Below are 22,720 nucleotides of genomic sequence, written 5' to 3'. Positions count from 1 at the left end.
GGTGGTCATTAGTCATCATCTCCGGATTCTTCCCAGCCACTCTGATTGTAGCCCCGGGCAGGTGTCACGATATGGACGGGGTCGCCTTCCAGCAGGTCGGCAGGCGGGTTGTTGATGATGCGGTCATCCGCCGTGATACCTGCCTGAACTTCAGTGGAGCTATCCGCCATCTTGCCGACACGGATGTTCTTGAAATGGACGGTGTTTTTCTGGTCCACGGTGGCAACCTGCATTCCTTTCTCCTGGAAGACGAGGGACCCCGTGGGAATCTTCAGCAGATGGGCGGCATTGTTGTTGGCCTTCAGCGAGACGGAGGCGAAGGTCCCCGGCCAGAGGGCGTGGTCGGCATTGTCTAGCGTGAATTCGGAGACGGCTGTTCTCGTGTTGGGGTCGTAGCCGAGGGAGGCCGTCAGGAACTTGGCTGTAAAGGTGCGGTCGGGATATTGCGGCACGTGGATTTCTGCCGTCAGCCCATCTGTCAGCATATAGGAGAAGATTTCCGGCACGGAGATGAAGAGCCGCAGGCGGTGTGTATCGGCAACGGTAAAGAGCTCGGAGGCCCCACCAGCAGCGTTGAGCTGCCCACCCCCACTGTTGACATAGTCACCCACATTGATGGAACGGGCTGTCACGACACCATCGAACGGAGCGACGATCTGCTTGAACTTCTCCAGTGCGGCGAAGTGGTCCACATTGCGCTGGGCAGCCTCCATCTTGGCATAGGCGGCCTGTTCATCTGCTGTGGCAACGGAGACGGACTGACCAGACACAGCCTGGGAGTGGCCCATTGCCCGCCAGCGATTGGCTGTTACGGAGGCCAGATTATACTTGGCCTTTTGGGCGTCTAGATCAGCCAGAGCCTGAGCATACTGGGCATCCAGTGCCGGGGCGTTGATTTCGGCCAGCACGTCACCTTGATGGACGACGGCACCGTAATCTTTGTACCACATTTTCACATAGCCGGAGACCTGCGCATAGATCGGGGCCTGATACCAGGCGTCAACTGTGCCTGGGAGGGTGAGGCTCACTTTGCTGTCCGCCTTGTGGGGGAGGATGACGGCCACGTTAGGCACGGCACTTTCCTCGGCGACATCATGCAGATGGGCATTATGGGTGATGCGGCCAAGCAGAAGCACGATGACGTACAGGCCAAGCACTAGGGCGATCAGGCCAAGCAGTAATTTATGTTTACGGGACATGCTGGCCATCAGACGGTCTCCTTATGACGCGCATTACGGTTGTGGAGGATTGCATAGACACAGGGAACAAAGAGCAGCGTGGAAAGCGTGGCGACAATCAGCCCGCCAATCACGGCTCGGCCCAGTGGGGCATTGGTAGAGTTGGAGGTCGCCATGGGGATCATCCCCACCACCATGGCAAGGGCGGTCATCAGCACGGGGCGGATACGTTCCCGTCCGGCTTCTGTTGCCGCCCGGAGGGCATCGCCATGCATTTCGATCCGCTCTCTGGCGAAGGACACCACAAGAATGGAGTTCGCCGTGGCGGTCCCCATGCACATGATGGCACCCGTCAGGGCCGGGACGGATAGACGTGTTCCGGTGAGGAACAGGGCCCAAGCGATCCCTGCCAGTGCGCCGGGCAGAGCCGTGATGATGATGAATGGATCCATCCAGGATTGGAAGTTGACGACAATCAGCAGATAGATCAGCACGACAGAAACCATCAGCCCGATAACAAGCTGGCTGTAGGCCCCATACATGGTCACGGCGGCCCCGTGAATCTCCGTTGCAGCCGTTTTGGGCAGCAGGGGTTTCGTGTCGTTGATGACCTTCTTGACGTCCGTTAGGACAGCACCAAGGTCTCGCCCTTCGGTGGAGACATAGATGTCCACCTCCGGCATGGAGTTGAAGTGAGAGACCTCACCCGGCGTGCCAGTCGGCACGACAGTGCTGATGCTTCCCAGAAGCTGGTCGCCCGTCCCGGTCGGGTTACCATCGCCCTTATCCACCGGAATGGTCAGCAGGTCGCTCAGATGCGTTAGCTGGTCCTGCGAGACGTAGGTGTTCAGCGGGAAGGTGACATCGTTGCTGGGGTCGAGCCAGAACTGTGGGTCCACCGTGCTGGAGCCAGAAAGCGTCATGAGCTGGTTGTTGGCGAGGTCGGCTTCGGTCAGGCCGGTGGCCTGGCTGAAGGTCCGGTTGCCACGGATCATCAGGGTTGGTGTTTTCATCGTCTGCTGGATGACGACATCGGCAGCACCCGGAATATGACGCAGGCGGGCTATGATCTTGCGGGCATAGTCATAATTATCCGCAATATCTGGCCCGTTGATCTGAATGTCGATCGGTGCGGGAGAGCCGAAGTTGAGGATTTTGGCTGTCAGGTCTGCTGGCTGGAAGGTGAAGACCGTGCCGGGGAAGCGGGCGGACAGGTCCTTCCGCAGTAGGGCACGATAATCCCAAACAGGGGAGGCTTCATCCTTCAGGGCTATTGTCAGGTCGCAATCCTGTGTTCCGATGGTCGGGGTGGGGATGAAGGCCTGGTTATGCGCCCCTTCTGGCAGGCCACAGTTGCTGACGATCTCTTCGACCTGCCCGGGTAGATCATGCTCGATGCGGTCGGAGACCAGAGCGGCAATGCGTCCGGCAACCTCAATACGGGTACCTAGCGGGGCACGCATATGCATTTGGAGCGCATTAGACTTCGTCTCTGGGAAGAAGTCTCTTCCCGCCGTGAAATACAACCCCAGTGAAAGGATTGAGAGGCCAAGGAAGACGCCGACAAATATCTTGCGCTGTTCCACACAGCGAACCAGCAAGGCGTAGTAGCTATCCCGGAAGTTGTTGAACCGTTTTTCAAACCCTTGCTGAAAGCGGATGAAAAAGCCCATGACACCGCTGCGTGTCGGCAGGGGGGTAGGGCGGTTGTGGCTGTCCGTGCCATCCCCACGCTGGATAGGGTGCCCTGCTGCTGCCGCTGCATTGTTGGCATCAGCAATGTGTTGTTCTTTGTCGGGGATGTTCTGGCCGTGGCTGTGATTGGCCAGCAGATACTTTGCCATTGTCGGGACGAGTGTCCGGGAGAGGATAAACGAGGCGATCATGGCGAAGATGATGGCTTCTGCCATAGGGCGGAATAGGTAACCAGCTACGCCATCCAGTTCAAAGAGGGGCAGCCAGACAATGCAGATGCAGGTGGTGGAGACAAAGGTCGCCGTCACGATCTGGTTGGCCGCATCAATGATGGCAGGCTCAAGTGCTTTGCCCATCTCCAGATGCGTGTCGATGTTCTCGATCATCACCGTGGCGTCATCCACGAGGATACCAACGGCCAGAGCAAGCCCGCCGAGCGTCATGACATTGATGGATTCACCAGCCCAGCCCAGCCCGATGACTGAGCAGAGAATGGCCAGCGGGATAGAGGTCGCAATGATGACAGTAGAACGCCACGACCCGAGGAAAAGTAGTACCACGATACCGGTCAGGAAGGCGGCGGTGACCATCTCCCGCACCACGTCCTTGATGGCATCCTTCACGAAGATGGAGGCATCGGTCAGGATGCTGACCTTCACGTCATCCGGTAAGACGGCCCGCAGGCGGGGGAGGGCTTTCTTCACGCCATCCACGACATCCAGCGTGGAGGCTTCACCACTCTTCATGACGACAACCTCAACACCCTGACGCCCTTTGACGAGAACAAGGTTGGTTTGTGGATGGCCGCCTCGGTAAACATCCGCCACGTCATGCACATAGATCACGGCATTGCCCACGCGCTTGACCGGAATGTTGCCGATGGCCTTCATGCTCTTGGGGGTGGCGTTGGTCTGTACCATCCAGTCCACAGCGTCAATCTTCTGGTCACCAGCAGGGAGGACGATGTTCTGGTCATGCATGGCGTTTTGCACATCCATGGCCGAGAGATGGTGCGCCCGGAGCTGGTCCTGATTCAGCGTGACCATCACGAAGCTATCCATCCCACCATAGGGGTGTGGCACCACGGCCCCCTCAACAGTGACTAGAAGCGGGCGAACACGGATCATCGCCAGTTTGTAGAGGTCGGAGGGCGTTTGTTTGTCTGAGGTGATCTGCAGAGAGATAACCGGAACAGAAGATGCATCTAGCCGCATGATCATCGGGGCAGGGATGTTCACGGGTAGCTGCTTGATGACGGTCTGGGAAATGGCGGTCACTTCCGCCTCTGCTTCGCCAATCTCAGACCCGGGTTGGAAGAAGATTGTTACAATCCCACGCCCATAATAGGAGTTGGACTCCATATGTTCGATGCCCTCCACGGTGGAGGTCACCATCAGCTCGTAGTTGTAGATGATACGGCCTGCGAATTCCTCAGGCAGCATCCCGCCATAGGTCCAGACGGCAGAGACCACCGGGATCTTGATATTCGGAAAGACGTCAGTCGGTGTTTTGAAGACTGACATCACCCCGAACATCACGATCAGGATGGACAGTACCACAAAGGTCAGAGGCCGCTTCAGGGCGGTGATGACAATGGCATTCATGGGTTTGACTGTTCCAGTTTTATTCCAGAGGCAGAAGGAAGTTGGAACAATTTAGGCAAAAAGGGCGATAAGGCGAATTAAATACTGTTTTAGTCTGCTTTATGACATCCCTGTAAGGAAGTCCATGAGTAGCTGTAGCTCTTGCAAGGCGGCTTTTTCTTGCTGGTAGAGGCTCTTGTGAGTCAGTCTCTGATGCGTATTTCAGATTACAGAAAGGTCACAAAAATAAATCAGCCCCCAACCATGGAGGCGGGAGGCTGATCGTAGTTTTTGTTTTGTTTGTTCGGGCGTTAGTTCTTGGGACGCTGCTCCGGAGTAGCCGGCTGTGGCATGGAACGGCGGATGCGCCGCACGGCACTGTCCTTTACGCTCTTGCTGTTATTGCCCCAGCTCTTTCGTATGAAGCTGACAACGTCGGCCACATCTTTGTCGGAAAGCGTGTCTGCGAAACCCGGCATGGTGAAGGCAGAGGGTGACGTATGTAGGGCGTGTGTGTTGTCACCTGCTAGGACGATATGAATGAGCGAGGTGGCATCTGCCGTCATTACGACTGGATTGCCGGCCAGCGGTGGGAAGACCGTTCCGTAACCCGCTCCATCGGTGCGATGGCAGGCGGCGCAGCGGTCCATGTAAATTTGTGCACCTGGCTGGGACATGTCGGCACGGCGCAGCATAGCCGCTGTTGAGGGATCGTAGACCCACGGCATTTCTTTCTGGGTTGGGGTTAACAGCATGAGGTAACGGGCGATAGCGTGCAGGTCTGCATCCTTAAAGGCATGGGCACTATGGACGATGACGGGTGTCATGCCCCCAAAGCTAGCACCTGTTCGTGCCCGGCCTGTGCGGAGAAACTCCACAATGTCCTCTTCGCTCCAGCGGCCCAGTCCTGTGCGATTTTCTTGCCGGATGGAGGGAACAACCCATTGTTCCACTACGCCACCACCGGAGAGAAAGAGTGGCCCATCCTTGGCGGTCTGGGCTTTCTCATTGAGAGTAATGCTGCGAGGACTGTGGCAGGCACCGCAATGGCCGGGGCCTTCTACCAGATAGGCCCCACGGGCAAGCACAGGATCGGAAAACTGGTTGTTGGTGCGTAGCTGGGCGGACTGGATGGAGGGAGAGAACAGCCACCGCCAGATATGCAACGGCCAGCGCATGGAGAGTGGCCAGATGATTCCGTTGGCGGGTGGGTCAACCGGTTGCGGCGTAACGCCCCGCTGGAAATAGACATAGAGGGCGTGGATGTCTGCCTTGCTTAGTCGTGCGTAAGACGGATAAGGCATGGCCGGGTAGAGCGCACTGCCATCCTTGCGGATGCCGAGCTGAACGGCCCGGGCGAATTCTGCCTCGGAATAATGACCGATACCGTGAATAGGGTCCGGCGAGATGTTGGTGGAGTAGATGGTCCCCATGGGCAGTTTGAAGGGCATCCCACCGCTATAGGCAGGGCGGCCCGGCTGGGTATGGCAGGCAGCGCAGTCCCCTAGAATGGCTTGATAATGGCCTTCTTCAATCAGCCCTGCAGGCAGCGGGGCAGCATCGTCAGCCTGTGCGGCCCGGGTTGGCAGGGTGGTCGCCATGATGCCCAGCAGACCTAATCCCACCATCAACAGGGGGCGGAGGGAGAGTGTGTGTTTCGTGCCGGTAGAAGGGAGAAGCAAGGACATCAGGCATGTACCATCGGGCCGGGATTGCGGAGGTAGGTCTGGCGGATATGGTAGGCAGACCAATAGGCCAGTGCCGCCACCAGCCCGGTTGGATTGTAGCCCATTCCCTGCGGAAAAGCGCTGGAGCCGATAACGAACAGATTTGAGACATCCCAGCTTTGAAGATACCGGTTCAGAGCACTTGTTTTTGGATTGTTCCCTAGAATAACCCCACCATTGAGATGGGTCGTCTGATAGACACGGCTATCGAAAGGTTGGCCGGGGTGGAGGCTGTTCAGGCTGGTTTTTGTGGCTCCCATGGCCTGGGCAATGTCGCCAATATGGTTGACGACAAACTGGTTCATGCGGATGTCGTTATCCTTCCAGGTGAAGGTCATCCGTAGCATAGGTTGGCCGTAAGCATTGCGCCATGTGGGGTCTAGGTCGAGATAGACATCCCGGTAGGCCATGTTGCTACCGTGAGCATCAATGGCGAGGGAATGTTTGTACTGGTCGATCATGGCGGCTTTGTAGGCACTACCCCAGCGGGGTGCGCCTTTTCCACCGCTGTTCTGGGCTGCTGTAATGGGCTTTAGGCCAGCCTGATTCACCCAGATGGGGGAGCCGCCAATGAAACCAGCTTTGCCACGATCAAGCCCGGAATGGTTGAAGTCATCAATGGCTACACCACCACCGCCAGCACCGACAAACTGGTTGGTAAAGCGATTTTCAGGCAGCCAGACACGGGATGAAGTAATAGTCTGGTAGGTGAAGTTGCGGCCAATGGTCCCAGTCTGGCTGACTGGATCGTAAGGCTTGCCAATACCAGATGTTAGCATGAGGTGAACATTATTCAGCTGGAATGCGCTGAGAATGACAAGATCAGCCTCAATAATTTGCTCGGATTCAGTTTTGAGGTCGATATACCGCACGCCGGTGGCTCTCTTGCGGGTATCATCCAGCATGATCTCCAGCACTTGCGCCTGTGTGATGAGGTTGAAGCGTTTATCCTGCCGCAGGGCGGGTAGGATGTTCACGTTGGGTGAGGCTTTGGAGTAGAGGTAGCAGGCATACCCACTGCAATAGCCGCAGAAATTGCAGGGTCCCATCTGGCAGCCATAAGGGTTGGTGTAGGGCTGGGATGCATTGGCAGCAGGCATACTATAGGGGTGGAAGCCTGCTTCGCTGGCCGCCTTGCGGAAGACACTAGCCGAGAAGGTGTCTGCCATGGCTGGCAAGGGGAAATGGTCGGACCGGTCTGGGGCAAAGATGTTACCTTGCCCGGTTTTTTTTCCTTGAACGGAAGAGGCTTCTCCAGAGGTGCCAAAGACCTTTTCTGCTTTGTCGAAGAACGGCTCTAGCTCTTTGTAGCTGATGCCGTAGTCCTGAAGATGCATGTCCTTGGGGATGAATTTTTGCCCGTAGCGTTCGATGGTGGCACTACGCAGACGGAGGTCATCTTCCGTAACCCGGAAGTGGCACCCCGACCAATGCAGCCCGGCCCCGCCGACTCCCTCGCCGGGCAGGAACGCTGCCAGTTGGCGGTAGGGTAGGGCAGTCTCGTTTGGTTTGTTGCGGATGGTCAGGGAGGTATGGGCTAGTTTTTGGAAGAGGCGTTTGCGCACAGCCCCTCGTAGCTCATCGATGGACCCGGGATAGGTCCCCTCAACAGCTGTGCTGTGATCGTGCCCACGCTCCAGCATAGTGACGTTCAGCCCTGCTTCTGTCAGTTCCTTGGCCATGATGCTGCCTGCCCAGCCCGCACCAATGACAACAACATCCGGTTTTGTGGGAGGAAATGTCTGGTCCGTCATGGGGTCAGCCCTCCTCATCATTCTGGAAAGAGGGGCTATAAGGGTCGGGTTTGGGAGGCATGCCAACCGGCCCTAGAGGGTAGGGAGCCCCTTCTTGATTGATCCAGTCCATGAAGTCCGCCCGGGCACCGGGAAAGCCCATCATCTTCCAGCCGCCCATAGCGTAGTTGCCACCATAAGCGGGGTCGGAGAAGGCACCTTCCAACGTGTTGGTACGTAGCTGCTCGAAGAAGGTAGAACCGGGAATCTCATTGAAAGAGAGTTTATTGTCTTCCAGTGTGTGCAGGACATCATCCTGCCATTCCGGAGCGAGAGCGGCAAAGATGGCGTGATAGGTCATGAGGCAATAGGTGTTGATGGGTGTGATGGCCCCACGATACAGGTCCTGCGGGCTGTAAGGCAGCTGATAGCCCAGCTCGGGCGGGCCATTTACGAAAGGGGCCTTCATATACCAGAGGTCGCCATGACCGTAGGGGGTGGTCATCTGCCGGTCGATGAAGCGGGGCACGCCAAGAGCTTGTGCCCCCGGCCCGTTTTCATCCTGTGGAAGGATGCGCTCGCAAGCATGGCAGAGAAAGAGATATTCTTCTGGATTGAAGAAGACAGGCTTGTAATGAGCCGGGTTATCGTCTGGTGCGTTGGGTTGCTGCCCTGTGTTCTTTTCGTCCGCTTTGGCCGCATGGCTGAGCAGGGAAACGCTGGAAAGGGAAGCGGCCCCCCCCATGAAGCCACGCCGGGACAGCGGGGCAGAAACACCGTGGGGGGGAAGAGGAGAAGATGATGTCATCGCACAGCGCAGCCCGGTTTAAGAAAGTAAAAAAACATCCAGCAGAGGGGCAGAATGGGAAAAAAGACAGCAGAAAACAAGTTACGCCGCTGTCATCCCCGCTACTGAATGTCTTTTTTCTGCGTCCCGCTTGCTGTTCCCCTTATTGGGGCAGTGTGAGAACACCCGGCGGTGGGGAGTGAAGCCGACCTGTTGAGGGTGCTGCCTGCCCGATTTCCGCTGTAGCAGGTTGTTGCCAGCCTTTGATGGCGGCGTTTGCGGAATTGGTAGCATTGCTGGTAGCCCGTCCAGCTGTTGCAGTGGCCCCGCTCACAGCAGTACCGGCCGAGGACTGAGTCGCCGTTGAGTTGGGGGCAGAGAGGTCCGTGCTGCTCAGGTCTTGGCTCTGAATGGTTGCGGCATCCAAAGGTGTGCCTGTCGCATCGGTCAGCCAAGAGGCAAGATGACTACGCACCTGATACTCCAGCTCGACATTCATATCGTCCATTAGCTGGCTATTGAGCGTATGGAGGTTATGTTCCAGCCCGAGATCGCTGGGGGCATCAATCGTGCGCTGAACATGGGCCGTGATGAAGCCATGATGATTATGGGCTGTATCATTAAGGTTCAGCTTGACCGTGTAGCTTCCGCTGAGCGCATGGTGCGGGGCTTTGGTCATTTCTGCCTTGGTGATGGTGAGGTTAGCCGTACCAGATGACCCCATGGCGTGCAGACGCTGATGAGCCATCAGGGTAAGTGTATCGGCAGGGTTTGTCGGACTTTTGGAGGAAATATCATCACTGTCCGGCTGGGTTTGAGTGCCAACATTAACCTGACTAACATTCAGGTTAAGAGGGGGCAGATAGCTGTAATCCGGCGTGGGGAAGGTCTCTTCGCTGGGATTGCTGGAGGCACAGCCAGCGAGGAGGGCCAGCCCGCAGAACAGCCCCAGAGTGGAGAAAGAGGGACGCAGCTTCATGCGGCTCATCAGATGAGGTCTTCTGGCACTATGGTTTGTCATGGTTTTCATGTCCGGCGCCTGGTTTCTTTTCGTGATTCTGCGGGGTGAGCTGTTCCCGGTCCGGCAGGCCTGCTATCCGGCCTGCCTCTAGGATAGAGGACTGCACCCAGAGTTTAGAAGAAAATGGAAAAGATGTCTGGCTTTGTCCAGCCTCTTCATGTTCTTCCCACAAAGCGGAGGCCCGCCCTACACCATAATCTTCCAATCGGAAGGGGCGGGCATGTTTCAGCTCTTCAATGCAATGAGGATGATTAATGAACCATGCGAGAAGGAAGATGGGCACGAGCGGCGTTAAGGGTCCATCCCCTATCAGGAGCTGCCCTTGCGGGTGATAAAAGAGCGGGGCAGGCGTTGCCTGAGATTCGCTTTTTTCTGCCGGGGTAGGCCAGAAGAGATAGAAAGTCTGTCCATTTCTTTCATCGCTGAAGCGGCAGGCTACACCTTTCTCTGTTGGCATAGTCAGTTCGGCCCGTACGATACGGCCACTGAAGGGTGAACAAGTCAGCGTATGGGGACCAGCAGGGCGGGTCTCTAGCAGAGCTTTAATAAGTTTGGGGGAAAAGGGGGGTGAGTTGTCTTCGGCCTCCTCATCCTCCGGCGGCGTGTCGTCTTGTTCGAGTAGAACGGAAGGAGGCAGGAGGCGCAGCTCCGTACAGACAGTGCGGAACCAGAGGCCGATTAGTTGGAGGCAGGCCGCATGAGGCAGGCGGGCCAGCGGAGCCAGAGCGTCATGCGGGAAGTGGGCCTCTTCTGGTAGGGGGGTGACCTTACCCAGCAAGGTCGTGCTGAGCTGCTGGAGGCCCGGAGTGACGGCCTCCATGACCCGGCCGCCCCAATGGGCATCCAGTGCCAGAGCGTGGCAGGCGAGAAGGTTATCATCCGGGGAGAGCCACCAGCAGACATCCTGCCCTGTCTGTCTATGGCGGAGAATGAGAACGTCCAGCCCCGCAGGTGCCCAGTGTCGCCCGATGACATGCCAGCCGGGATAGAGTTGCCGGAGAGGCTTTCCATCCCGCCGGAGAGATGCTGGCAACTCTGCTGTCATGATGCGCCAGCGTTACCTTTTTCTGCACTATCGGGCAGAGTGTCCCTGTTGAAGGTGAAGGCGGTGTTGCAGAAGTGACATTCCATAGAGATCACACCATCCTGCGCCATATGGTCGAGATCATCCTTGCTGAAGCGCTCCAACACACCCTGAAGCCGTGCCCGACTGCATCGGCAGCCGAAGGAAAGCGGTCTGGCCGGGGCTAGTTCTACCCCCAGAGTGCCGAATAAACGGTTAATGAGCGTAGCGGGCGCAAGGCTCGGGTCAAATAGCTCGTCCGCCTTGAGGGTCTGCCCAAAGGTGCAAGCTGTTTCCCACAGGTCCTGAATGGTGGCGTCTAAGGGTTTATGGTCATCATTGCCCGCAATGGGGGTACTGTCTGGCAGACGTTCCAGCACCAGAGCACCAGCCTGCCAGCCTGCTTCTGTATGGCGGGAGAAGAGGTGGATGGCGCAGTCGTGTTGCTCGCTAGTTTGGAAGTAATGCTCGGCCATGCTGGCCAGATTAGGGCCTTCTAGCCCGACAATGCCCTGATAGCGGTCCGTATCCGGCCCTTGATCGACCGTGAAGGCCATATACCCCTTACCCAGCAATCCAGAGGCGTCATTGGGTAGGGGAAGCGTGTAGTCTTCAGCCATGCGCGCTGTAAAGCGCAGCTCGCCTGTATCTGTGCAGTCGGCCAGAAACAGGGAGACAGGCCCGTCTCCCTTGACCTGAAGGGAGAAGGAGCCCTTGAATTTGAGTGCCGTTGACATGGCCGCTACGAGGGCAAGAGCCTGCCCACCAAGAAGGCGCACTGGCTCCGGCAGCTCATCATGGCGGGAGAGAATGGCACCAGCAAGCGGGCCAAGTGTGATGAGTCGTCCCCGCACCGGCACATGGCCGAGATGGAACGGTGTGATGGCATGAGCGACCGTGAGGTCGGGTACATCATGCGGGCGATGGGAGGTGGTGGTCTCTGTCACCGGGGTGATCATCCTCTCTGTCGGGCCTGCCCTGATGCCTCATCCTGCTGGAGGAGGCATCAGGAGGAAGGGTTAACCCTGATAGGCTGAAAGGTCATCCTTTTCCATGCACCAGAGCAGGAGCCCCTTCTGGGCGTGCAGGCGGTTTTCTGCTTCATCAAACACAACGGAAGCCGGGCTTTCGAACACGGCTTCGCTAACTTCCTCCCCTATATGGGCAGGCAGGCAGTGCATGAACAGGGCCTGCGGAGATGCCAGAGCCATGAGGGCTTCATCCACATGGTAGGGGCGGAAAATTTTGAGGCGTTTCTCCGCATCCTTGTCCCCCATGCTAACCCATGTATCCGTGATGACAGCATCCGCGCCTTCTGCGGCTTCTTTGGGGTCGTGTGTCAGCCGGATGTCACCGCCATTCTCCCGAGCCCAGTTCACGGCGGTTTCGGAGGGAGTGAACTCGCCTTCTGGTGTGGCCAGATGCAGGGAGAAGCCCAAACGAGCTGCTGCTTCGATCATGGAGGTGGCAACATTGTTACCGTCGCCGATCCATGCGAGTTTTTTGCCGGTAATCGGGCCACGATGTTCCTCAAAGGTGAGGATATCAGCCAGAATTTGCACGGGGTGGGAGACGGGCGTTAGCCCATTGATGACGGGCACGCTGCTCCAGCGGGCCAGTTCCCGTAGGTTGGCATCTGTACCGGTACGCAGCGTGATAACATCCAGAAAGCGAGAAAGGACGCGGGCTGTATCGGCAACAGTTTCTCCACGGCCCAGCTGCATTTCGGAGGGGGACAGGACATTAACGGTCCCGCCCAGCTGCTTCATTCCGACTTCGAAAGAGACACGGGTGCGGGTGGAAGGACGGGACATCATCAGCCCCAATGCACGACCTGCTAGCGGCAGACCGGGGCAGAGTGGGTGCTTACGGCCCTGTTGGAGCGTCTTAACCCGTGCGGCGAGTGCGAGGATGTGCCGTAAGGTCTCTGTGGAGTGATCTTTGATGTCCAGAAAGTGACGGGGCGATGAGGCCTTGGTGGTGCTCACGCAGGTGTCTCCTTACTTGTTGGCAAGGGCGTGAGCAGCACGCCCGATGCGGGTGGAGGCTTCCTGACAGTCAGCCTCGGTTGCGATGAGGGGGGGAACCAGACGCAGCACATTGTCCCCTGCGCCGATGGCCAGAAGACCCTCGGCCATGACAGCTTCTAGCACCTCCCCGACAGGGATGCGGCAGCGCAGCCCCCGCATCAGCCCGATCCCACGGGCTTCTTCAAAGATGGTTGGGTAGTTCGTCACGCATGTCTGGAGCATGGCCCCGAAAGCCTCACCGGTTTTGCGGACATGGTCCAGAAAACCGGGGGCCAGAATTTCTTTCAGCACGGCCAGCCCGGCGGAGCAGGCCAGTGGATTGCCGCCATAGGTAGTACCATGTGTTCCGGGTGTAAGGTGCTTAGCCAGCGTCTCCCGGGCGAGTACAGCCCCAAGAGGGAAGCCGCCCCCAATGCCCTTGGCGGAGGATACGACATCCGGCGTAATCCCTGCCTGTTCGAAAGCAAAGAGCGTACCGGTACGGCCCATGCCACTTTGGACCTCATCAATGCCTAGGTAGAGTCCTTTTTTATCGCACAGAGCACGCAGATCACGCAGGAAGGCAGGGTCTGCGACCCGGATGCCACTTTCTCCCTGTACAGGTTCAAGCAGGATACCGGCTGTCTGATCTGTCACAGCAGCCCGGACGGCTTCAATATCGTTGAAAGGCACATGGTCGAACCCGTCCACCGGTGTGCCGAAGCCTTCCAGGTAAGCCGGGTTGCCTGTGGCGGAGATGGTGGCCAATGTCCGGCCATGAAAGGCGTTGTTGAAGCAGATGATCCGTGTGCGTTCGGGATGGCCGTTCTTATATTGTGCCCGCCGGATCAGCTTGATGAGTCCTTCATTGGCTTCCGCACCTGAATTGCAGAAGAGGACGGAATCCGCAAAGCTGTTGGCGACCAGAATATCCGCCAGGGCCTTAGCCTGCGGTACCTGATAGAGATTGGAGACGTGGATGACCTTCTTCGCCTGTTCGGTGATGGCCTTTACAAGGGCTGGGTGGCTGTGCCCAAGGGAAGAAACGGCAATACCAGCCCCGAAATCCAGATAACGTCGCCCATCCGTGCCGGTAAGCCAGAGTCCTTCGCCATGCTCAAAGGCGAGGTCAAAGCGTTTATAGTTCGGCATGATGGAGGCGATCATTGTGGACGCGTTCCTGATCTAAAAACTGACGATATGCAGCCTGCGTTCCGTTTCATGGTGTTTCCCCATGCTTTCAACGGAAAACACCCCTGTCTGGACTTTCAGATCAGGGGGAAACTGCCAGACTATACTGCTTGCAGAAAGTAAAATCGTCAAACCCTGTTTTTATAGGGAAGCAATGAGGGAGCCTTCATGGCATGGCTTGTAGTTCGCTTGGTGGGGATCAGTCCGCTAGACGGTGATAGACGAGGTTTCGTGCTAGCCAGCAGCTGATGCGTACCTGATGGATGCGCTTGTTCCGCCGCTCAAAGAGTAATGTCCAGTCACCGGGTGGTGTGTGGTCGAGGGCACGGGGGCAGGGGAAGGTCCATAGGTCCGGCCCTAGGGAGGTTAGCCGTTCCATCCGCCCTGTGCCTAGAAAGCCGGAGAACCCTCCGTGCAGTAATCCGCCCTGATTGGTGATGACGAAGCGGGATTGGTCCAGCTCATCACACTCATAGATTCCTACAAGTTCTACCGGGTCGGGTTGGGGAGTGGTAGGGTAGGGGCGGAGCAGGACATGGCGGTTCTCTCCCGGTCGCCCCATGATGATATGCGGGCCGGAGGGGCCATGTGCATTGGCCTGCATGTGTTCACCCTGAATGTGACGAATACGAACACTTCCGGCCTCGGCAAGCTGGGGGGTGATGATGTCCAGCGTTTCGGGCAGCATGAGGTAGCGGAGCTGGAGCTTGTCGCCCCCCGCTGCTGTGATACGGGCGGAGAGGCCGGTTTCCTCATCCAGCCAGAGGCCTTCCAGTGCATGAGGCTGGTTGGTGGATTGAGGCTGCGGCCTGTTGGCTGGTTTTTCTTCTTCCCCCAGAAAGGCCCGGAACAGGCTTGCCGCTGCTTGTTGGGCTGGCGACATGTGGTTGAAGAGGACGATGACCGAAAGGCGCAACGCAGCGCAATGTAGCCTATGGGACCGCCAGCCCCTTAAAGCCCCACCATGAGCGGTGATCTCATGTCCAGCGATCTTCCCATGCTGTAGCCCAAAGCCATAGGGAGCTTTGTGTCCGTTATCGAACTGCACGGGGCGGCTCATGCGGTTGTAGAGGCCATCGGGATTATCACGCTGCTGGTCGATGAATTTCTCCCAAGAGATCATATCATCGAGTGAAGCGGCCATTCCGGCATCGCCTGTCCAGTAGATATGATTACGAGCGGGCCAGTAGCCTCCTTCCTGCGTGCCTTCGTAGCCAGTCGTGCCGTCGGGTAGGGCACTGGTCTCCGCAGCAAGGATGGCTCGCTTCATGCCGACTTTATCGAAAACATGTTGCTGGAGAAGTTCAGCAAAGCTCAGTCCGCTTTCATCTTCCATTGCTTCGGAAATGAGGCGGAAGTTCTGATTAACGTAGGAATAGGACGTGCCGGGGATAAACTGTAGAGAGTGTGTTCCAGCAATGACGCGTTCGGAATCCGCCGGACTGAATGTGCCTTCAATGGCAGCCCCGTGCAGCATGGCAACGGCCCAGTAATCTCGTAGGCCGGACTGGTTATGTGCCAGTTGCGTGACGGTCGGTGGGTCGGAGCGTAGATGAGGCAGGCGTTTTTGAATGTAAGGAGCGAGGGTTTCGGGGTCTGTGTAGCGGTCCAGCATGGTGGCGCAGGTAAACTGCTTGGTAATGGAGCAGATGCGGAACAGGCTGGAGGATGTAAAAGGCAGGCGGTGTTCCAGAGAGGCATAGCCCCAGCAATGTTGGGCGATTACCTTCCCCTCGTGCAGGACTGCCACACCCCCGCCGGGACCGGGATAACGATCTGCTACGGCGTATATTTCGGCCTGTATGTGCCCGCTTCTGGGCCGGCTGGAGCGTTGTGCGTGCATGGGAACTCACTGGCGGGTAAGATGACGGGAACCTGTTACCAGTGATGAAGATTTTGCACGGGCAGGGCAAGAGTAAGTTATGGACTGAATTGCATGGATGCTATCCCACCTTCACCGGATTATCAGAGTTTGAAAGAAGCAGCTCTGGCTCATCTAGCCCGGTTTGCCACTACTCGGCAGAGCTTGCGGCAGATGTTGCAGCGGCGTGTTCGCCGCTGGGGTGTCCGGGCTGTCAGGGCAGGTATGTTTGCCGAGGAGGTCGCTACATATGAGGAAGCCTGCCAGCCTTTGATTGAGCAGATTGCCGAAGAGATGGAGCGTCTCGGTGCTGTGGATGATGCGGCTTTCTCCCGGTCTAGGTCCCGTAATCTGGCCCGTTCTGGGCGGTCCCGCCGGGCTGTGCAGGCTCATCTTCAAGGGAAGGGGGTTGATGGCGAGACAGTCCGGCAAGCCATGGATGAGAGTCTGGGAGAAGTTGGGGAGGAGCAAGCCCGTCAGGCTGAGTTGGCCGCTGCTGTTATTCTAGCCCGCAAAAGAGCAGTTGGGCCTTTTCATAGGCCTGATAGGCCGGAGAAAGAGCGCATGAAAGTGCTGGCCATCTTCGCTCGTAATGGTTTCTCTCAGGATATTGCGATGAAAGCCCTTGAGATGGAACGGGAAGACGCAGAGGATCTGATTATTGAGTTTCGGTCTCTGTAAGGCAGGAGGGGTGGCCGAGATTTACCATTGATGCATTTAGCTATGGTATAGCTTAGCACAGTGGACGAGGCAGAAAGAGCAAGGCCGTTGTGATTGCAGCTAGGCATGTAGCGAAAGAGGTAACGGCAGGCCATTTCAGATGGTGGCAGGTTGTATGCTTTGTATTCTGCCTCACTCTTGGTGCGTGCAGCTCCGTTGGGTCGTATCATGGGCCGGTGCAGTGTGCGCCTTATGCACGACAGGTCAGTGGAATCAATTTGCGGGGGCGGGCTGCTAGCTGGTGGTGGGAGGCAAGAGGCCATTATCAGCGCAGCCATAGGCCGCAGCCGGGGAGTGTGCTGGTTTTCCGGTCGAGCTCCCGTATCCCAGACGGGCATGTCTCGGTCGTACGGCGCATCCGTACAAGGCGGCAAATTGAAGTGGACCAAGCCAACTGGGTTGGTGGGCGGGTTGAACATGGCGTGCCAGTAGAGGATATCTCTCCACGGGGGGATTGGTCATCTGTCCGGGTCTGGTGGGCTCCTGCCGGAAGTATGGGCAGGCGTGCGTATCTGACCTATGGTTTTATTTTGCCAATGCGTTAGGATGCCTCCGAGATGAAAAGGGGCATGGCCTGAGGGGTTGCACAATCTACACGCCCCTGCCACATGAAGAACGCCTCAACCTTATCAGGGAGTATGGTCCTATGGGCAGCATGAGTCCGATTCACTGGATAATTCTTGCCGTTATTGTGCTGGTGCTGTTCGGTGGTGGCGGCAAGATCAGCAGCTTGATGGGTGATTTTGCCAAGGGGATCAAATCCTTCAAGAAGGGTATGGCTGAAGATGACCGGGATGGTGCCGCTCCGAAGCCGGCAGATGAGCGTCTTTCTCCTCCGTCAGAGCAGCAGACCAGCCAGCAGCCGGGTACGACAGCGCATCAGCAGCAGGATGTTCGCATGGCTGACGATGAGAGTCGCCATACTCACTGACCCGCATAGGATGGCCTTTGCTGTACATGACGATCCGATAATGCCGCTATGACTTTCTGCACAGACTGGCGGGCCGTGCCCCGCTCCTATTGGGGGGCGGCTGTCGCTCTGGGAAATTTTGATGGTGTGCATCGTGGCCATGCCCATTTACTCCAGAGCTTGAAGATGGCCCGTCCCGGCTGCCGGTTGGGCGTGTTGACCTTCGAGCCTCACCCCCGTTCTTTCTTTCGGCCGCAGGACCCGCCCTTCCGCCTCATGCGGCCGGAGGTGCGTGCCGCTGCTTTGAAGGAGCAGGGCGTAAGCTGTATCGTGCAGGCAGATTTTGATGATGCTTTCTCCCATCTTGGGGCTGAGGCGTTCGTACGGGATGTGCTGATAGAGGGGCTGCATGTGGCGCATGTGGCCTGTGGGGCGGACTTTGCTTTTGGGCATCGGCGGGAAGGTGATGTTGCTTTTCTAGAGCAGCTTTTGGTCGAGCATGGCGTTGGTGTCAGTATTGTTCCGCAGCTGGCGGATGTCGCCGGGCCCGTTTCCTCCAGTCGGATACGTCGTCTCCTTCAGGAAGGGTATCCAGAAAAAGCAGCGGAGCTTCTGGGGCGTAACTGGGCTATTACGGGAGAGGTCGTCAAAGGGGATCAGCGAGGGCGGCTTCTGGGCTTCCCCACGGCAAATATTGCTCTGGGTGAACATCTGGAGCCAGCCAGAGGCGTTTACGCCGTGCGGGTACAGATGCCGGATGGCAGGCTGATTCCCGGTGTGGCCAATCTTGGCCGCCGCCCAACCATTAATGATGGGCGGGAAAGTCGGCTGGAGGCACATCTGTTCGATCTGGATGAAGACCTGTACGGCCAGATACTGGGTGTAGAGCTGGTTGCTCTGCTGCGGGACGAAAAACGCTTTGCCTCCCTTGAAGAGCTGAAGACCCAGATCGCCGTTGATGCGGCACAGGCGAAGCAGGTGCTTGGCAAGACAGGGGGTTGACCGGGACGGTACCCTCTCTCCATAAGTACAGGTATTTTTATTCCGTACTGAGAGCTGGCGCACCTATCCCATGTCTGAGCCTGTAGAAAAGACCGATACCGTTTTCCGTGAGCAGCAGGAGCGTTACCGGGAGACGGTCTTCCTGCCCAAAACGTCTTTCCCCATGCGGGGCAACCTGCCTAAGCGGGAGCCGGACATGCTGGCCCACTGGGCGGAAATAGGGCTGGATAGCCGGATAGCAGAAGCTGGACGCAAAGCGGATTCCGTCTTTACACTGCATGATGGCCCCCCCTATGCCAACGGGCATATCCATATCGGCCATGCGCTCAATAAGGTGATGAAGGACGTCATCAACCGTGCCCAGCGCATGAACGGGGCAGAAGTGCGCTACATGCCGGGCTGGGACTGCCACGGTTTGCCAATCGAGTGGAAAGTCGAGGAAGAATACCGCAAGAAGGGCAAGGACAAGGATGCCGTGCCGGTTCTTCAGTTCCGTGCAGAATGTCGGGACTATGCCGCAAAATGGGTGGAAGCTCAGCGGGAGGACTTCAAGCGTCTGGGGATTCAGGCGGAGTGGGATAATCGTTATGTGACGATGGATTTCTCCTCCGAGGCACAGATTGCCGAGGAAATCGGCAAATTCTTGCTGAATGGTCGCCTTTATCGTGGGCTGCGGCCTGTCATGTGGAGTCCGGTTGAAAAGACCGCTCTGGCCGAGGCCGAAGTCGAATATCACGACATCACATCAACAACCCTGTTCGTGGCCTTCCCTAATGTGAAAGACCCGACAGAGGGGCAGCTCCTTTCTGGTGCATCGGCAGTGATCTGGACCACGACCCCGTGGACGATCCCCGTCAACCGTGCGCTCGCCGCTGGGCCGGACATCACCTACAATGTCATCCGTGTTACGGCTGTAAACGAGGATAGCCTCGTACCGGTTGATGCAAAGCTCATTATTGCCGAGGACCGTCTGGCGGACTTCCTGACTGGGGCTGGCATCAGCGGGCATGAGGTTCTGCACACTCTCCCCGGCAGCGCATTGGAAGGGGCCGTGTTCGCCCATCCGTTGCGAGGGCGTGGGTTTGATTATGACGTGCCGCTGCTGCTTGGTGAGTTCGTTACGACTGATGCTGGTACCGGGTTGGTGCATATGGCCCCTGCGCATGGGCATGACGACTTTATGCTGTGTCGTGCCCACGGTGTGGAAGTGACAGAAGAGGTCTGCGATAACGGAACCTATGTTGAGTGGATGCCGGAACTAGGGGGCATCCATGTCTTCAAGGCTACGCAGCCCGTCTGTGACCTGCTGACGCAGGCACGGGAACAGGCACAGCAGGAAAAGACTCCGGCCCGTGGTCTGATGGCCCGTGCTGAGATTGTCCATTCTTACCCACATTCATGGCGTTCCAAGAAGCCGGTGATTTTCCGGGCTACGCCACAATGGTTCATCGCGATGGAACCCCGTGAAGGGGATGAAGGCGGACCCGGCCTGCGTGAGCGGGCCTTGAAGGCTCTTGATGATATTAGCTTTGTTCCCGCCAGCTCCCGCCGCCGCTTGACAAGCATGATCGAGCAGCGGCCAGATTGGTGCATCTCCCGTCAGCGGTCGTGGGGCGTGCCGATTGCCGTGTTCGTGGAGAAACGCACCGGTGAGGTCCTGCGGGATGCGGACGTCATGGCTCGTATTGTACAGAGCTTCAGGGAGCGTGGGGCGGATGCGTGGTACGATACGGACCCCGCTGTCTATCTCGGTGAAGGTCGCAACCCGGAAGATTATGATCAGGTCTTCGATATTGTCGATGTGTGGTTCGAGAGTGGATGTAGCCATCGCTTTGTCCTGCATCAGGATGGCGTGAACTACCCGGCTGATTTGTATCTGGAAGGGTCCGACCAGCATCGTGGGTGGTTCCAGTCTTCCCTGTTGGAGAGCGTGGGGGCAGAAGGTGCGGCGTCTTACAAGGCGGTCGTGACGAATGGTTTTGTGCTAGATGGGCAGGGGCGCAAGATGTCCAAGTCCCTCGGCAACACCATCGTGCCTGATGACGTGACGAAGACACTGGGTGCGGATGTGCTGCGCCTGTGGGTTCTGAACTCTGATACTAATGAAGATCTGCGGATCAGCAAGGAGATCCTCAAGCAGCAGGGCGAACTCTATCGCCGTGTGCGGAATACGCTGCGCTGGCTGCTCGGGGCGTTGGAGGGCTTTACGGAGGCTGAGGCTCTGCCGCTGGGCTGGGATGATGTCTCCGCTCCGGTGGATGTCGTGCTGGACAAGCTGGTCCCAGATGAGGCCGCTCGTGCCCTGCGCCATAAAGCAACGCTGAAGGCCCGTAAGGCTCTGCCGCTGCTGGAGCAGTATATCCTGCATCGTCTGTACGAGCTGTATCAACGTGTGCAGGAGGCTGTGCAAACCCATCAGTGGAATGGCGTTTATCCGCTGCTGCATAATTTCTGTAATAACGAACTGTCGGCCTTCTATTTCGATATCCGCAAGGATGTCATCTACTGCGACCCGGCGGACTCCCATACACGCCGTGCGGCTCGGACAGTGTTGGATGTGCTGCACCGTGCCTTGACGACATGGTTGGCTCCGGCTCTGGTCTTTACGGCAGAAGAATCATGGCAGGCCCGTTTTGGTCAGGAAGGCAGTGTGCACCTAGAGCGTTTCTTCGTGCCGGAAGATGGTTGGTATGACCCTGAACTGGCTGAACGCTGGGAGAGTCTGCGCCAGATCCGCCGCCGTGTCACCACGGCTCTGGAAGGGGCACGCCGTGAGGGGATGATCGGTTCTTCGTTGGAAGCACAGGTAAAACTACCTCTGACAGCAGAAGAGCAGGTGGTGTCCGAAGGTGTGGACTGGGCAGAGCTTAGCCTTGCATCTGAGGTTCATGTTCGGGAAGGGCAGGCCGAGGATGAGGTGAAGGTCAGCCGTGCGGATGGGCAGAAATGTGCTCGTTGCTGGCGTGTCCTGCCGGATGTTGGGCAGAATGAGGATCATAGCCATCTCTGCTTGCGTTGCTTTGATGCGGTAAGTGCATGAAGTCGACTGAGACCGGAGGTACAGGGGGCGGTGCATCCTCCCCCTCTGTACCGTCTTCGCCACGGTGGCGGCTGATCGGGTTGATAACGGCTCTGGTCGTTCTGGTAGTAGATCAGGCGAGCAAGGCGTGGATTCTCTATTGGCTGGAGCTGCCAGTACGGGGCAGCGTAGCTGTGATGCCCTTCCTCAACTTCACGATGGTGTGGAACCATGCCGTGACGTTTGGCATGTTCGGCGGGCATGGGCGTTGGCTGTTCATCATCATTTCCACACTGGCGGTGCTGGGGCTGTTGGTTGTTCTGCTGCGGTCCCGCCGTCGGCTAGTCAGTCTGGCCTGTGGGGGAATTATTGGGGGTGCCATCGGCAATGTGATTGACCGCCTCCAGTATAAAGCGGTGGTGGACTTCCTGCATTTTCATGTCGGGGGTTGGTCTTGGTACGTCTTCAATATTGCGGATTCTGCTATTGTCTGTGGTGTTGGGCTGTGGCTGTTGGACTCCTTTTTGGTAGAGCGGCGTAGCCAACATGGATAAAGCGACAAGCAGCTTGCTCATTGTGGGTAGGCTCTATAGGATTGGGCATCCTTTTGTCTGTGCAGTGCGGGAACCAGTCATGCGGCTTTTTGCTCCTTCAGTTATACGTCATGGAGTCCGGTTAGGTGCTCTGGCCACGTTTGGGCTGGCGTTGGCTGGGTGCTCCGGCAGCGACGTGGCGCGGGGTTTTGGCCTTCAGCGTAGCCTGCCGGATGAATATACCGTGACGACCCGTGCACCTCTTTCTATGCCGCCATCCGAGAAGCTGGCTCTCCCCGGTGCTGCTAATGCTAACCGCCCGGATGAAAGCCCCCGTATGCAGGCGTTGGAAACGCTGGACCCGGATGTGGCTCTGCACCCCAATGAGGGGACGGACAGTAACGGTCAGAAGGCACTTGTGCAAAGTGCTACATCTGCGGCCCGCAGCCCGAATAATGCTGAGCTTGGCGATGCTGATGCCGGTTTTGTGGATAGCCTGCTCTTCTGGCGGGGTGGCCGGGCTGGTAACGTTGTGGATGGTGAGGCGGAGAACCGCCGCATCCAGAAGAATGAAGCTCTTGGGCAGAATTTCACCGAAGGGGCTACGCCGACCTTGCGGAAGGGTGGCAGCAAGTAAGGGACGGCTTGCGTCCCTGTCTTCCGGTCGGTTCTGCGTTGCCTTGTCTGA

The 22,720-nt window shown here is 57.5% G+C and carries 18 protein-coding genes; 7 read left to right on the top strand and 11 right to left on the bottom strand.

Annotated elements, in window-relative coordinates:
- Positions 1-8: 8 nt before the first annotated feature.
- The 11 genes from AL01_RS06820 to AL01_RS06770 all read right to left on the bottom strand — a co-directional run bounded on the left by AL01_RS06820 (position 9) and on the right by AL01_RS06770 (position 15,830).
- Positions 9-1,208 (bottom strand): efflux RND transporter periplasmic adaptor subunit, encoded by a 1,200-nt coding sequence (locus tag AL01_RS06820; RefSeq protein ID WP_077396725.1) that lies wholly within the window; start codon positions 1,206-1,208, stop codon positions 9-11.
- Positions 1,208-4,477: an efflux RND transporter permease subunit gene (locus AL01_RS06815; RefSeq protein WP_077396724.1), complete on the bottom strand. Its 3,270-nt coding sequence runs from the start codon at positions 4,475-4,477 to the stop codon at positions 1,208-1,210. Before AL01_RS06815 ends, AL01_RS06820 begins: the two co-directional genes overlap by 1 nt.
- A gap of 290 nt (positions 4,478-4,767) precedes the next feature.
- On the bottom strand, positions 4,768-6,084 hold the full coding sequence (locus AL01_RS06810; RefSeq protein WP_077396967.1) for a cytochrome c: 1,317 nt from the start codon (positions 6,082-6,084) through the stop codon (positions 4,768-4,770).
- Positions 6,085-6,143: 59 nt separating this feature from the next.
- The gene (locus AL01_RS06805; protein ID WP_077396723.1) at positions 6,144-7,937 is read right to left on the bottom strand and encodes a GMC family oxidoreductase; all 1,794 of its coding nucleotides are present in this window, start codon (positions 7,935-7,937) and stop codon (positions 6,144-6,146) included.
- 4 nt (positions 7,938-7,941) lie between these two features.
- The gene (locus AL01_RS06800) at positions 7,942-8,724 is read right to left on the bottom strand and encodes a gluconate 2-dehydrogenase subunit 3 family protein (RefSeq protein WP_241502751.1); all 783 of its coding nucleotides are present in this window, start codon (positions 8,722-8,724) and stop codon (positions 7,942-7,944) included.
- A gap of 142 nt (positions 8,725-8,866) precedes the next feature.
- Positions 8,867-9,691: a hypothetical protein gene (locus AL01_RS06795; protein WP_077396722.1), complete on the bottom strand. Its 825-nt coding sequence runs from the start codon at positions 9,689-9,691 to the stop codon at positions 8,867-8,869.
- 19 nt (positions 9,692-9,710) lie between these two features.
- Positions 9,711-10,769 (bottom strand): hypothetical protein, encoded by a 1,059-nt coding sequence (locus AL01_RS06790; protein ID WP_077396721.1) that lies wholly within the window; start codon positions 10,767-10,769, stop codon positions 9,711-9,713.
- Positions 10,766-11,746, bottom strand: a complete 981-nt coding sequence (hslO, locus tag AL01_RS06785) for an Hsp33 family molecular chaperone HslO (protein ID WP_077396720.1) — start codon at positions 11,744-11,746, stop codon at positions 10,766-10,768. The genes AL01_RS06790 and hslO overlap by 4 nt, the downstream gene beginning before the upstream one ends.
- 60 nt (positions 11,747-11,806) lie before the next feature.
- Complete coding sequence (gene argF / locus AL01_RS06780) at positions 11,807-12,775, bottom strand: ornithine carbamoyltransferase (protein ID WP_077396719.1); 969 nt, start codon at positions 12,773-12,775, stop codon at positions 11,807-11,809.
- 12 nt (positions 12,776-12,787) lie between these two features.
- Positions 12,788-13,963, bottom strand: a complete 1,176-nt coding sequence (locus AL01_RS06775) for an aspartate aminotransferase family protein (RefSeq protein ID WP_077396718.1) — start codon at positions 13,961-13,963, stop codon at positions 12,788-12,790.
- Between the two features lie 223 nt (positions 13,964-14,186).
- Positions 14,187-15,830, bottom strand: coding sequence for a D-aminopeptidase (locus AL01_RS06770; protein ID WP_077396717.1), 1,644 nt, complete (start codon positions 15,828-15,830; stop codon positions 14,187-14,189).
- 93 nt (positions 15,831-15,923) lie between these two features.
- Here AL01_RS06770 and AL01_RS06765 point away from each other — a divergent pair, with 93 nt between their 5' ends.
- From AL01_RS06765 to AL01_RS06735, 7 genes are all read left to right on the top strand, one after another.
- Positions 15,924-16,529 (top strand): regulatory protein RecX, encoded by a 606-nt coding sequence (locus tag AL01_RS06765; RefSeq protein ID WP_077396716.1) that lies wholly within the window; start codon positions 15,924-15,926, stop codon positions 16,527-16,529.
- Positions 16,530-16,618: 89 nt separating this feature from the next.
- Positions 16,619-17,113, top strand: coding sequence for a CHAP domain-containing protein (locus AL01_RS06760; protein WP_241502750.1), 495 nt, complete (start codon positions 16,619-16,621; stop codon positions 17,111-17,113).
- Between the two features lie 101 nt (positions 17,114-17,214).
- Complete coding sequence (locus AL01_RS09510) at positions 17,215-17,499, top strand: twin-arginine translocase TatA/TatE family subunit (RefSeq protein ID WP_077396715.1); 285 nt, start codon at positions 17,215-17,217, stop codon at positions 17,497-17,499.
- A 48-nt stretch (positions 17,500-17,547) separates the two neighbouring features.
- A complete protein-coding gene (locus tag AL01_RS06750; RefSeq protein ID WP_077396714.1) occupies positions 17,548-18,480 on the top strand; it encodes a bifunctional riboflavin kinase/FAD synthetase in 933 nt (310 codons plus the stop codon).
- Positions 18,481-18,550: 70 nt separating this feature from the next.
- Entirely contained in the window at positions 18,551-21,520 is a 2,970-nt protein-coding gene (gene ileS, locus AL01_RS06745; protein WP_077396713.1) for an isoleucine--tRNA ligase, read from the top strand.
- Positions 21,517-22,053, top strand: coding sequence for a signal peptidase II (gene lspA, locus AL01_RS06740; protein ID WP_077396712.1), 537 nt, complete (start codon positions 21,517-21,519; stop codon positions 22,051-22,053). The genes ileS and lspA overlap by 4 nt, the downstream gene beginning before the upstream one ends.
- Positions 22,054-22,132: 79 nt before the next feature.
- Entirely contained in the window at positions 22,133-22,669 is a 537-nt protein-coding gene (locus AL01_RS06735; RefSeq protein ID WP_077396964.1) for a DUF3035 domain-containing protein, read from the top strand.
- Positions 22,670-22,720: the final 51 nt, after the last annotated feature.

It is taken from the genome of Bombella intestini, assembly GCF_002003665.1.
In the GTDB taxonomy this organism is placed as follows: Bacteria; Pseudomonadota; Alphaproteobacteria; order Acetobacterales; family Acetobacteraceae; genus Bombella; species Bombella intestini.
Note: the sequence above shows the minus strand (reverse complement) of the source record. Positions and strands in the feature narration are given on the sequence as shown.

Bases quoted from the DNA above. Each gene is read 5' to 3' on its own strand.
- hslO (WP_077396720.1), bottom strand. From the start codon at position 11,746: ATGATCACCCCGGTGACAGAGACCACCACCTCCCATCGCCCGCATGAT.
- AL01_RS06800 (WP_241502751.1), bottom strand. From the start codon at position 8,724: ATGACATCATCTTCTCCTCTTCCCCCCCACGGTGTTTCTGCCCCGCTG.
- AL01_RS09510 (WP_077396715.1), top strand. From the start codon at position 17,215: ATGGGCAGCATGAGTCCGATTCACTGGATAATTCTTGCCGTTATTGTG.
- AL01_RS06810 (WP_077396967.1), bottom strand. From the start codon at position 6,084: ATGGTGGGATTAGGTCTGCTGGGCATCATGGCGACCACCCTGCCAACC.
- AL01_RS06795 (WP_077396722.1), bottom strand. From the start codon at position 9,691: ATGAGCCGCATGAAGCTGCGTCCCTCTTTCTCCACTCTGGGGCTGTTC.
- AL01_RS06765 (WP_077396716.1), top strand. From the start codon at position 15,924: ATGGATGCTATCCCACCTTCACCGGATTATCAGAGTTTGAAAGAAGCA.
- AL01_RS06790 (WP_077396721.1), bottom strand. From the start codon at position 10,769: ATGACAGCAGAGTTGCCAGCATCTCTCCGGCGGGATGGAAAGCCTCTC.
- AL01_RS06820 (WP_077396725.1), bottom strand. From the start codon at position 1,208: ATGGCCAGCATGTCCCGTAAACATAAATTACTGCTTGGCCTGATCGCC.
- AL01_RS06750 (WP_077396714.1), top strand. From the start codon at position 17,548: ATGACTTTCTGCACAGACTGGCGGGCCGTGCCCCGCTCCTATTGGGGG.
- AL01_RS06770 (WP_077396717.1), bottom strand. From the start codon at position 15,830: ATGCACGCACAACGCTCCAGCCGGCCCAGAAGCGGGCACATACAGGCC.
- AL01_RS06805 (WP_077396723.1), bottom strand. From the start codon at position 7,937: ATGACGGACCAGACATTTCCTCCCACAAAACCGGATGTTGTTGTCATT.
- AL01_RS06735 (WP_077396964.1), top strand. From the start codon at position 22,133: ATGCGGCTTTTTGCTCCTTCAGTTATACGTCATGGAGTCCGGTTAGGT.
- AL01_RS06815 (WP_077396724.1), bottom strand. From the start codon at position 4,477: ATGAATGCCATTGTCATCACCGCCCTGAAGCGGCCTCTGACCTTTGTG.
- ileS (WP_077396713.1), top strand. From the start codon at position 18,551: ATGTCTGAGCCTGTAGAAAAGACCGATACCGTTTTCCGTGAGCAGCAG.
- lspA (WP_077396712.1), top strand. From the start codon at position 21,517: ATGAAGTCGACTGAGACCGGAGGTACAGGGGGCGGTGCATCCTCCCCC.
- AL01_RS06775 (WP_077396718.1), bottom strand. From the start codon at position 13,963: ATGATCGCCTCCATCATGCCGAACTATAAACGCTTTGACCTCGCCTTT.